Annotated in this window: 10 protein-coding genes; all 10 read right to left on the bottom strand. The window is 31.5% G+C overall.

The window, feature by feature from the left end:
* Positions 1 to 98 precede the first annotated feature (98 nt).
* On the bottom strand, positions 99 to 656 hold the full coding sequence (locus tag KHQ81_01765; protein ID QVK18468.1) for a glycerol-3-phosphate responsive antiterminator: 558 nt from the start codon (positions 654 to 656) through the stop codon (positions 99 to 101).
* A gap of 24 nt (positions 657 to 680) precedes the next feature.
* On the bottom strand, positions 681 to 2171 hold the full coding sequence (gene glpK / locus KHQ81_01760; GenBank protein QVK18467.1) for a glycerol kinase GlpK: 1491 nt from the start codon (positions 2169 to 2171) through the stop codon (positions 681 to 683).
* A 144-nt stretch (positions 2172 to 2315) separates the two neighbouring features.
* Positions 2316 to 3014 carry a hypothetical protein gene (locus KHQ81_01755; GenBank protein ID QVK18466.1) on the bottom strand — a complete coding sequence of 233 codons (699 nt, stop codon included), beginning with the start codon at positions 3012 to 3014 and terminating at the stop codon, positions 2316 to 2318.
* Positions 3015 to 3503: 489 nt separating this feature from the next.
* A complete protein-coding gene (locus KHQ81_01750) occupies positions 3504 to 4271 on the bottom strand; it encodes an ABC transporter ATP-binding protein (GenBank protein QVK18465.1) in 768 nt (255 codons plus the stop codon).
* On the bottom strand, positions 4255 to 5250 hold the full coding sequence (locus tag KHQ81_01745; protein ID QVK18464.1) for an ABC transporter substrate-binding protein: 996 nt from the start codon (positions 5248 to 5250) through the stop codon (positions 4255 to 4257). The genes KHQ81_01750 and KHQ81_01745 overlap by 17 nt, the downstream gene beginning before the upstream one ends.
* Positions 5250 to 6011, bottom strand: coding sequence for an ABC transporter permease (locus KHQ81_01740; GenBank protein QVK18463.1), 762 nt, complete (start codon positions 6009 to 6011; stop codon positions 5250 to 5252). Before KHQ81_01740 ends, KHQ81_01745 begins: the two co-directional genes overlap by 1 nt.
* A 325-nt stretch (positions 6012 to 6336) precedes the next feature.
* Positions 6337 to 7578: a YeeE/YedE family protein gene (locus KHQ81_01735; GenBank protein ID QVK18462.1), complete on the bottom strand. Its 1242-nt coding sequence runs from the start codon at positions 7576 to 7578 to the stop codon at positions 6337 to 6339.
* Positions 7579 to 7596: 18 nt separating this feature from the next.
* Positions 7597 to 9294 carry an FAD-dependent oxidoreductase gene (locus KHQ81_01730; GenBank protein QVK18461.1) on the bottom strand — a complete coding sequence of 566 codons (1698 nt, stop codon included), beginning with the start codon at positions 9292 to 9294 and terminating at the stop codon, positions 7597 to 7599.
* Positions 9295 to 9680: 386 nt separating this feature from the next.
* The gene (locus KHQ81_01725; protein QVK18460.1) at positions 9681 to 11291 is read right to left on the bottom strand and encodes an alpha-glucosidase; all 1611 of its coding nucleotides are present in this window, start codon (positions 11289 to 11291) and stop codon (positions 9681 to 9683) included.
* 159 nt (positions 11292 to 11450) lie between these two features.
* On the bottom strand, positions 11451 to 12923 hold the full coding sequence (guaB, locus tag KHQ81_01720; protein QVK18459.1) for an IMP dehydrogenase: 1473 nt from the start codon (positions 12921 to 12923) through the stop codon (positions 11451 to 11453).

Here is a 12923-nt window from a genome sequence, read left to right as displayed (position 1 = left end):
CCTATTACAGATCTTTTTTGGCTCTTCTCTAAAATTCTCTCGCCTTTTTATTAACTTTGTATTTATATTATATCATATGCATCTACAAAAGAAAATGCTTATTTTCTATTTTTACACTTTTTTAATAAAAGCTTCTTAGAAGTAGTGATTGAAGTTGCACCACTTTTAATGGCTTCTTCATATTCGTCTTCTGTTTCAATTAATCCACCAGCAATCACATTTACCCCTAAATCCTCTTTTACTCTTCTAATCATCTTAAACAAACACCCTGGTAACATTTCAATATAATCTGGTTTAGAACTATTTATTAAACCAATACTTTTTTTGTAAGATTGGGTATCGATAATAAAAATTCGTTGAATGGCTATTTTCCCAAGTTTTTTTACTTTGTCGATTACAGAGCTTTTAACAGAAATGACACCATCAACATTTAAGTCATTGATAAGAAATTCAACAGCATAACCATCACTTTTAAGTCCCTTAATGAGATCTAAATGGATAATAACCTTCTTCCCATTTTGCTTAACTAGTTGGCAACAATGACCTAACTGAGATAGATGTACATCCATTACAATAACAAACTCATCCGTATACTCTCCTGCCCGCTCACAATCTTTGATGCTTTTTAACACTGGTATTATGGTTTGTTTAACCATCTCATTAACTCCTTATATTATATTTTATTTATACATCATCGTAGCTTTGACAGCTTTTTTCCATCCATTATACAGTTTCTCTCTTGAATCCTCTTCAATTTGTGATTTAAAGGTTTGATCAACTTTCCAAGAACTAGCAATATTTTCTTTACAATTCCAATAACCTACCGCTAGACCCGCTAAATAAGCTGTTCCTAATGCTGTGGTCTCATTCACAACTGGTCGGAAAACAGGGGTTCCTAAAATGTCTGCCTGAAACTGCATTAAGAAATTATTCTTAACAGCTCCACCATCTACTCGCAATGATTTTAATGTTATATTTGAATCTTCTTCCATTGCAGTCAAAACGTCTTTTGATTGATAAGCAATGGATTCTAAGGTTGCTCGAATAAAATGTTCCTTTGTTGTTCCTCTTGTTAAACCAAAAACAGCACCACGAGCATCGCTATCCCAGTAAGGGGTTCCAAGACCAACAAAAGCAGGTACAACATAAACACCTTCTGTACTACTTACCTTTTGAGCATAGGCTTCACTATCAGATGCTTCATTAAACATCCGTAAACCATCCCTTAACCATTGAATACTAGACCCAGCAACAAATATACTTCCTTCTAATGCATACTCAACTTTACCATCTAGTCCCCAAGCAATCGTTGTTAATAAACCATTATTTGATTTGATTGCTTTTTCTCCTGTATTCATTAACATAAAGCATCCAGTTCCATAGGTGTTTTTAGCCATTCCCTTATCAAAACATGCTTGACCAAAAAGGGCAGCTTGTTGGTCCCCAGCAACACCAGCAATTGGTATTTCTTCACCAAAGAAGTGATGGGTAACGGTATGAGCAAATACACATGAGGATGGTTTCACTTCTGGCAACATTTGTTTAGGTACTTGAAGAATATTTAGTAATTCATCATCCCAACATAAGTTAAAGATATTATACATAAGGGTTCTTGAGGCATTCGAATAATCAGTTACATGGGCTTTTCCACCTGATAACTTCCATATTAACCAAGTGTCTATCGTACCAAATAATAACTCACCTTTGTTTGCTTTTTCTCTTGCACCTTCCACATGGTCTAATATCCATTTAACTTTAGTACCTGAAAAATATGCATCAATTAATAAGCCTGTTTTATTTCTAAATAAGTCACTATGCCCTTGTGCTTTTAGTTCCTCACAAATACTTGAGGTTTGTCTAGACTGCCAAACAATCGCATTATAAATTGGTAGTCCTGTTAATTTATCCCAAACGATAGTTGTTTCACGTTGATTAGTTATTCCAATAGCCTCTATTTGTTTAGGATCTACATTCCCATTTACTAAACTTTCAGCAATGACAGCTAAGACAGATAACCAAATCTCATTGGCATTGTGTTCAACCCAGCCTGGTTTTGGGAATATCTGTTTAAATTCTTTTTGTGCTTTAGAGATAATATCTCCTTTTTTATTAAAGATAATGGCTCTACTACTTGTCGTTCCTTGATCGATTGACATGATGTATTTTTCCATGAAAACGCCTCCAATCATTTTTTATATTATACTACATCCCTAAGATTTTGACAAAGAGGAATCAAATCTTATTTATATTATAAAAAAGTACTTTTAGTTTTAAACATTTTTCGATGCTTATTCTAAAAGTACATTTATTTTTAATTAACTAGCTTTATTCATTTCATCAATAATTTGATCTCTTTTTATCGTCCATCTTTGAAATGCATGTTTATCTTTTTTCATGCTGAGATAACCAATAATAGAAATGACACAAGCTCCAATTGTATCTAGCATTAAATCTTTCATTGTATCAAGTAAAGCTATTCTTCCTTCAAATGGTACAAGTGTTGTAGAATTCATATACCGCTGCATATTAGAACCAGTCAAATGGTCAATTGTAAACTCTACAACTTCCCATAAAACGCCAATTGTAACTGAAAAACATACAGCAAAGATAGCAACAAAAATAGGAAAAACAATCATATTATTTTTTTCTTGATTAACTGAGTTTACTATCGAAAATCCCAAAATAGCAATCATTGACCCTGAAAGAGTATGAAGCATTGAATCCCACCAAGAAAATTTAATATAGAAACTTCCTATTTCTCCTAATACAAAATGACATATACACATGATAATAAAGATAACTTCCATGAAATCAGGGATATTTAATTTTCCCTTTTTTTCAATTAATTCTGGAATTGTTGAAGCAAGTACTAATGATAATGATTGAAATGCATTAAATGCCAATCTACTTTGTTGACCATCATCTTTAATGATAAAAATACCAACCACATTAAGAATAAACATTAATCCCATAATGATTCTAACAATTATATAGAGTATCGCCTTCTTTTGCATATATAATAACCTCCCAAAATCTATTAATAACCATATTATTATAACATGGTTATCATATTAAAAAAATAAAACTAAAGCTTTTTATTATGATATAAGAATGCTTAAGCATTTAAAAATTTCTACTTAAAATAGGTCATTATAATTGTACCATAAATACCGAAATTTTTTATATAATTATCTAAATTTTTTAAGATATCATTGTTTATTAATATATACTTTATTGGTATAACACGATAATAAAAGAATCTTATTTTTAATGGTATTTTGTGTCAATATATTAACTATCTTTCCTTTGTAGAAAACATAGCTACTGGAGGGTTTTTAGAAAATCATTACTCTCACCACATGATAGTAACCCTTAGAGTTATAACTACAGATATGTACACCGCTACTAAGCAACAGTTATAAATGAGATTCAAAAGGCTGGATCTTAAGACCCAGCACAGAAAATCTAAATATTTAAATAATAACATTTAACAGAATCATATTTTATTCTTCTAATAAACTTATTATTTCTTCTTTAAGTTTTATGAACCCTTCTTCCTCTACTACATGCTCTTTAGGATTGTTAAGTAATCTATATGTATAGTCTATATCATAACTCTTAATGATACTCTTTTCTCCTTTTCTCATAACATAAATCTTAGTTCCTAGCAATAATGCTTCATCAATATCATGAGTTACAAAGAAAATATTAGACTTATTTTTGTTCCAAAGATTTCTAATCATAATCTGCATTTTCTTTCTTGTGAAGCTATCCAACGCTCCAAATGGTTCATCCATTAGAATGACCTCAGGATTATTGGCAAGGGTTCTAGCGATTGCGACTCTTTGTTTTTGTCCACCCGAAAGTTCAAATACTTTAGAATCTTTATATCCTTCTAATTCAACTTGAGACAAGTATTTATCACAGATATTATTAATCTCTTTTTTGGAACGATTGTCAAATTTAGGTCCAATTGCTACATTTTGAAAAACAGTATACCATGGAAATAGGTTAGGTTCTTGAAAAACAACTCCTCTTGATTTATCAGGCTTCTGTATTTCCTTATTATTCATATAAATATGGCCTTTATTAGGAATAATAAATCCAGCAATGGTTTTTAATAATGTACTTTTCCCACATCCAGAAGGACCTAAGATACAAACGAATTCATTTTCGTTTATATCTAAAGAAACATTATTAATAGCTCCTATTGTTTCTTCATTCAAATCATAATCAACACTAATATGATCAATTTCAATTATTTTCTTCATTATTTACATCCAAAGCATAGGAGTTGTTTATAAATACAGCTATTTCATCTCTTGAGATAATTCTGTCAACGAAGTCTTGATTTAATAAGAAATCTGATTGTGAATACATGGTATCTATGTATTCAGTGATGAACTCATCCCCTTGCATTTCTTCCAAACTTGTCCAAATGGATCCACTGACTTCGATTGTGATTTCTTCTACATCTAACTCTAATTCAGTAGCTAATTTATCAATCGCATCACTTTTATTTGTATTGAAGTATTCAAATGCTTCAACCATGCATTCGATGTAAGTAGTAACTAATTCTGGATGTTCTTCAGCAAATGATTTTCTAGCTAATTCAACATTCGCAGTCATATAACCTTTTTCAATCATATCTTCTGATGAAACTATGATACTTCCACCATTATCTAGAAGCGTTCCTAAAGATGGTTGCCAAGTATAAGCTGCATCGATATCACCACGTAACCAAGCAGCAGTTAGTTCACTAGTCTTCATATTTAATAATTCAACTTCATCTTCAATTCCAGCCTCTTTTAAGACGTTAAGTAAAACATAATGAGCTGTAGAAACAAAAGTTGTGGCAATTTTCTTTCCTCTTAAATCTTCAACTGAAGTAATACCAACACTTTCTCTTACAGCTAAGGCTTCAACCTCACCTAAAGTTTCATGAATCCAAACAAGTTCAGCATCTAAGTTGCTTCCTAAAGCAACTAATCCATTAATATTTCCCATAGTAGCAAAGTCGATATCTCCTGAAACGATGGCTTTATTTGCATCAACCCCTGAATCAAAAATAAAATAATTAACTTCATATCCTAAATCACCAAATTTTTCCTCAAATAATCCCATTTGTTTAGCAAGCATAGCATCGTTAGGCACTTTTAATATACCTATATTAACTTCATGCTTATTTCCTTTACAACTTACTAATAATGTTAATAATGCGAGTAACAGTAAAACTTGAATTTTTTTCATTACGCTTGTCCTTTCCAAAATATAACTTTATTTTCAACAAACATTAAAAATTTATCAATTAATATAGCAGAAATTCCTATGACAATAATTCCTACAAATACTATTTCTGAATTTAATTTTCCAGATGCATCAAGGATTACCCAACCAATCCCAGATACAGCCGCAACCATTTCAGCACTTACAAGTGTTGTAAAGGCAACACCTGTAGCAGTCCTTATACCTGTAAAGATATTTGGCAATGAACTTGGGAATACAACATGTGTAAATAACTGCAGTTTATTAGCACCCAATGTTTGAGCTGATAAAATATGATCTTGCTTAACAAGTTTGACTGCTTGAACACAAGCAATATAGACTGGTGCGAATGCAGCAATAAACAATAGAACAACTTTTGATGTATTACCAATTCCTAACCATAACACAAGGACCATATAATATGCTAGTGGAGGTAATGGTCTAACAAACTCAACAATAGTTGAAACAACAATTTCAATTTTTTTAATATAACCACATAGAAGCCCTAAAGGTACAGCTGTGATAACAGCAAAAGCAATTGCTAAAAACAATCGACCAAAACTAGCGACTATATGACTCAAAAATGATTTACTATCATATCCATCAGTTAAGAATTCAACAAATGATAAAAACACTTTATTTGGTGGAGGAACAATAACGTCACTTACTAAATTTAAACTTGGAATGGTTATGATGAACCAAATGAATATAACCACCAACCAAACAATTAATTTCTTAAACCACATACAGTCACCTTCTGACACAAAACATTAATTCAAAAAATAATAAAAAAAGCATCTTACTCCCTTTTTTGTGTGGATTTCAACCCACTATATATTAATAGATTACTCTAATGAGTAAAGTGGAATATTTTACATTCACAGGATGTACTCTAAATTAAATTATACCATAATTTAGTGGTTTTTTCCTTTTTTTTAGACAATACTGAATTTTTTAATGTTAAATTCAGTGTTTTTTTTTGTTTCAATTTTTTAAGAAATATTTTTTAAGAAAAAGCAAACCTTTTAATATACAAAGGTTTGCTTGTATTTTTAGATTATTGAAATATTATTAAAGTTTGCTTGAATCTACTTTTTTGTAGAATGCTTTTCTAATCATATTTCCTAAGTAACCTCCACCAAATAAGAAGAAGAAATATAACCATCCAGCTAGTGAGAAGTTAGCGATTGGAGTATATAACGCACCAACGTTACATCCTAGAGATAATCTAGTACCAAATCCCATTAATAAACCACCAACAGCAAATAATAAAATTTCCATAGGTTTAATTTTTAAACCAGCTTTGAACATCTTACCGAAATTACCCGCTAATAATAACCCTACAAAGGCACCAACAATAATACCAATGTTTTGCATATATCCAGCGTGTGAGAATAAAGGAGTAGTGAATGATGCTTCTGATCTACCAGTAAAATCAACTAATGATTGAGCACTGACACCAAATTTAACTAAAATAGATCCGAACCAGTTACCATAAACTGTTGAAGCTCCCCATCCTTTACTTGTAACAACATATAATAAACCGAATAATAATGAGATTACAAGAGCTGTTTGAGTCATTGACCATTTTTTAACTAAGAATCTTTGGTAAGTTGTGTATTCTTTTTCTTCTACTTGGATTTCTTCATTAGGGAATTTTTTAGAAATTTTCTTTTCATACCATTTTGCTAAAGAACCAACTATAGCAGCTAATAAAACTGTTAAAAGAATAGCACCTATTACACCATTAGCTCCATCCCAAGTGAACCAATCAACGAACCATACACCTTTATAAGTATCCCCAGAGGTGAATAAAGAGTTTTGTGCAAAATCAGATTTCATTAATGGGAATCCTAAGAACACACCGATTCCAAAGAAAATTAATGTGATAAATGCACGGCTAAGACCAATCGGAAAGTCTTGTAAAACACCAGTTGCACAGCAGCTTGAGAAAGCCATACCGATACCAAATAAGATACCACCACATAATAATCCCCAAGTAATTGGATTAACCCACAAGCTTGGGCTTGCTCCACTTACTATAAATGAACCAACAATTATTGACGAGATTACGAACATTAACATTAAAGCTCTTATTAATTTTGTTGATCCTTTTCTACAAGCTCTGTTTGATAAACCTGCAAAACCGAAGTCACCTCTTGTTAATGCATAACCTAATCCCATACCGATTAAACATTTAACAAGTACGGTTGTAGATGCAAAAACATCTAAATAACCTAAAACTAACACTAACGCAATTAACGCAAATCCAACAAATACCTCAATCAATTGCTTTTTACTTAATCCTCTCATATTTCCTCCTTAAAAATTTTATTTAAAATTGTATTCTGTTACAATTTTATCCCTTTCTAATGAAACATCTTCAAAATATTGATTATAACATATTCCCATGAATGATCCAGAGATGTTATAGATATTATCAAATCCTAATTGCCCCAATGCTCTTGCTACATTATACGATCTTTGAGCTGATCTACAATGTACATAAACAGGGCGATCTGTTGGAATTTCATCTAATCTTTGTCTAAACATACTCATTGGAATATTCACTGCATTTTTAATGTGACCTTTTTCCCATTCATGAGGTTCTCTAACGTCGATAATAAATCCACCATTCTCAACAATTTTTCTAATTTTAGATACTTTAACTTGTTTGAATTCACCATTTAATATATTTAAAGCAACTAAAGCTGCATGGTTAAGTGGATCTTTAGCAGTTGAGAACATTGGAGAATAACACAACTCTAATTCTTTTAAGTCTTCTAATGTTCCGCCCATGGTAATCATAGTTGCAATAACGTCAACTCTTTTAACGATATTTCCTTTGCCAATTGCTTGACATCCTAAGATTTTTCCTGTAGGTACTTCAAATATGAGTTTTAAATGCATAGGATTAGCAGTAGGAAGAATACCAACTCTATCACCAGGAATTAAATATACAAAATCATATTTAATGTTGTTTTTAATACAATCACGCTCATTTAAACCAGTATTAGCTGCATTTAATTCAAATACTTTTACACAACTTGAACCAATAACACCTTTGTTTTGAACTGTACGACCATACATATGATCAGCAGCTCCTCTAGCTTGTCTTTGTGCAGGGCCTGCAAGAGTTAATCTTGTAGGTTTATGAAGTAATGAAGAATATACTTCAATTGCATCACCAACAGCATAGATGTCTTTAACATTTGTTTGGTAGTTCGCATCCACTTTGATTGCGCCAGTTTCACCTAATTCTACTCCAGCTTCTACAGCTAAACTAATTTCAGGTTTAACTCCAATAGCGACAACAACCATTTGAGCTTCGACTTCTTTACCACTTTGAAGAATGACTTTGTCTTCTTCTATATTACATAATGGATCATTTACAATTAATTCAACACCGTTATCAATGATTTCTTTTTGAATAATTTGAACCATATCTTTATCAAGCGGTCTCATAACTTGATCAACAGCTTCAATAAGTGTTACATTTATCCCTGACATTTTTAAGTTTTCCATGATTTCAAGGCCTATGAAACCTCCACCAATTACTGCTACATCTTTAACGTTATTTTCTTTAATATAGTTATCGATGTGCACAATATCCACAACATTTCTTACAGGGAATACATGTTTTGAATTAATTCCTTTAATTGAATTAGGTAAAATAGGATTTGCACCTGGTGATAGGAATAACTTATCATATTCCTCTTCATAAGTTTCACCCGATATTAAGTCTTTGACAACAACTTTATGTTCTTCAGGTGAAATTTTGACAACTTCACTATTAACTTTAGCGTTAATATTGTATTGCTTTTCAAATTGAGCAGGACTCATCAAAACTAAGTTATCACTTTGTTTAACTGTTCTACTTAGAAAAAAAGGTAGTGCACAGTTAGAAAAAGATACATGAGGTCCTCTTTCAAACATTGTCACTTCAGCATGTTCATCAAGTCTTCTGACTCTCGCAGCAACTGAAGCCCCACCAGCAACGCCTCCAACAATTAAAATTCTTTTTGACATAAATTTCTCCTTTCAAATAAAAACGCTTATATAATTCAAATTATACTATAAAAAACTCATATTGCAAGATAAATGGCAAAATATGTAAAAAATCGAAATACTTTATTGCTTTATATAGTGCTATAATAACGCTATCATAGAACTTTATCAAACATCGATTAGAGATTTTTAAGAAAGCAAAACAACTTGTATTTGCAATGACTACAAAAATTAGTTTTTAACAAAACTTCACTAATAATGAAATTACCAAACTTAGCTTGGACACTCATATAATTGATAGTTTAATATTACCATATGATTAAACTATGCTAGCAATATCATACGATTTTGTTCAGGTTAAATAAAAAATGATTCCTTTATCTAAGTAAAGGAATCATAAGGATATCCTATTTAATTTTATAGACACATGTTTCATAAGGTCTTAAGCTATGTGGATTTATATTTGAATCTTCGTAGTTAGATAGGATTATTTCTTGTGCTCTATTATTAAGTTGGATTGAAACTTCATTACCTGTAAAGTTTGCGACAACTAATAATTCATGATTTTCATCAAATCGTCTATAGGCAAATATATTTTGATCATTTTCTAATAGAAGCTCATACTGACCGTGAATAATTGTCTGGCTATATTCACTATTTTTACGTAAATCAATTAACTTATTATAAGTGTAGAAGATAGAGTTTTTATCCTTTAATGTATTTTCTACATTTATTTCTTTATAATTTGGATTAACTTTTAACCAAGGAGTCCCTATTGTAAATCCAGCTTGAGATTCATCAGACCACTGGATTGGCGTACGGGCATTATCACGCCCCATTGCATAAACTCCTTGCATAAATTCATCATATGAAAGTTTATGTTGTTCTTCTACAATATCTTTATAAGTCCCATGTATTTCAACATCATTATAATCACTTAACTGATCATATTTAACATTCACCATTCCAATTTCTTCACCTTGATATATATATGGGGTTCCCTTCATCATATGTAGTATGATAGCTAACATCTTAGCACTTTCTACTCGAAAATTTTTATCATCTCCCCAACGAGAAACAATTCTTGGAAGATCATGATTATTCCAAAAAAGTGAATTCCATCCTTTAACTAAATCTGTTTGCCATTTGGATAAAATTTGTTTCAATAAGTTGAAATCTAATTCTTTTGGTGTCCATTTCCCTAAATGTCCCCAATCAATTGTCATATGTTCAAATTGAAAAATCATACTTAATTCTTCTCTTTCAGGGTCACTAAACATCTCAGCGATTTCTGGATTAGCTCCCCATGTTTCACCTACCATTAAAACATCATAATTTCCAAATGTTTCTTGATTCATACTTTTTAATAATGGATGTAATCTTGGTCCATTACCAATAATTTTTTTATCGATTTCTTTACCAATCAAATCGATAACATCCATTCTAAAGCCACCAATCCCTCGTTCTAACCACCAATTTATCATCTGATGTATCTCTTTTTGAACCGTAGGATTTTCCCAGTTTAAATCTGGTTGTCCTTTTGCGAAATTATGAAAATAATATTGATTTGTATTTTCATCATAAGTCCAAGCAGACCCACCAAATACACTTCTTAAATCATTTGGTTGATCACGCCATATATAATAATCTCTATATGGATTATCTTTGCTTTTTCTTGATTCTTCAAACCATTTATGCTTATCTGATGTATGGTTAACAACTAAATCCATAACAATTTTAATATCTCTCATTTTTCCTTCAGCTATTAATAAATCCATATCCTCTAATGTACCAAATAAGGGATCAATCGCTTGATAATCAGAAATATCATATCCATTGTCTTCCATAGGTGACTGATAAACAGGACTTAACCATATCACATCAATCCCTAAATTCTTTAAATAATCTAACTTTTCAATAATTCCTTTTATATCACCGACACCATTACCTGTTGTATCATTAAAACTTCTAGGATATATTTGATAAACTACTGATTTATGCCACCATTTTTGTTGCATGTATAATCTCTCCATTTCATATTTTTCTGTTACTTATTATTTACCTGTATAATCTTATTTATTTATCTTTTACATCATAACATAATAAGAAAAAAAGAAAAATAAAAAAACAGATTTCTAAAAATCAGAAACTGATTTCATAGAAATCTGTTAATATACTTATTTCGTATAATTAGGAGATTCAACGGTAATATCTACATCATGAGTATGTGATTCTGTTAAACCTGCGCCTGTGATTTTAACAAATTTACCATTTTCTTTTAAATCTTGAATGGTTCCTGTACCACAGTATCCCATCCCTGAACGAAGACCTCCACATAATTGATAAATCAGATCTTCTAATTTACCCTTAAAAGGAACTCGTCCTTCGATTCCTTCTGGAACTAATTTTTTAGCTTGTTTCATATTACCTTGGAAATAACGATCACTAGAACCACGTTTCATCGCTGATAAAGATCCCATTCCTTGATATACTTTGTAGCGACGACCATTATAGATGATTTCTTCACCTGGTGATTCTTCTGTTCCCGCTAATAAATTTCCAATCATAACGACATCACAACCTGCAGCAATTGCTTTACAAATATCCCCGCTATATTTAATGCCTCCATCGGCGATAAGTGTCACACCACGCTCTTTACACACTTGATATACTTCGTTAACTGCAGTTATTTGTGGTACACCTACACCGGCTACTATACGTGTTGTACAAATAGAACCCGGTCCAACACCAACCTTTACACAATCAGCACCAGCATCAATTAAATCAGAAGCTGCTTCTTTAGTGACGATATTTCCACCAATCACCTGTAGTTGAGGAAACTTCTCTTTAATCGCTTTTACAGTTTGAATAACGCCTTCAGAATGACCATGTGCTGAATCAACTGTAATAATATCTATATCTGATTCTACTAAAGCGGCTACTCTTTCTAATGTATTAGGAGCAACACCAACAGCAGCCCCACAAAGTAATCTCCCTTGTGAATCTTTAGCTGCATTAGGAAATACTTTCGCTTTATCAATATCTTTAATCGTGATTAATCCTCTTAACTTAAATTGTTCATCAACAATAGGAAGTTTTTCAATTCTATTTTCAAGTAAAATGTCTTTCGCTTCTTCTAAAGAAGTACCAACTGGTGCAGTAATAAGTCCCTGTTTTGTCATTGTAGATTCAACTGACAAGCTAAGGTCATCACGATATTTTAAATCTCTATTAGTTAGGATACCAACCAATGTTCCATCATCTTCAACGACTGGTAAACCGGATATACGATAGTACCCTAATAAGTAATCTGCATCCTTTAACGTTTGATTTCTTTTTAACGTTACTGGTGATGTAATCATTCCATTTTCACTTAATTTAACTTTTTTTACTTGTTGTGCTTGGTCCTCAATGGACATGTTTTTATGAATGAATCCTATTCCACCTTGTCTAGCTAGTGAAATAGCCATTTCAGCCTCTGTAACAGTATCCATCGCAGCACTAACAATCGGTATATTTAACTTTATTGTATTAGTTAACTGGGTAACCAGACTAACTTCAGAAGGAACAACTGAAGACTTTTGAGGTATTAATAATAAATCATCAAAAGTATAACCTTCAATCATTAGTTTTCCATTTAAATTATTCAT

This window comes from Mycoplasmatota bacterium (genome assembly GCA_018394295.1).
Taxonomy (GTDB): Bacteria; Bacillota_I; Bacilli_A; order Haloplasmatales; family Haloplasmataceae; genus JAENYC01.
The sequence above is the reverse complement of the archived record's forward strand: the minus strand, read 5'-3'. Positions and strand labels throughout refer to the sequence as shown.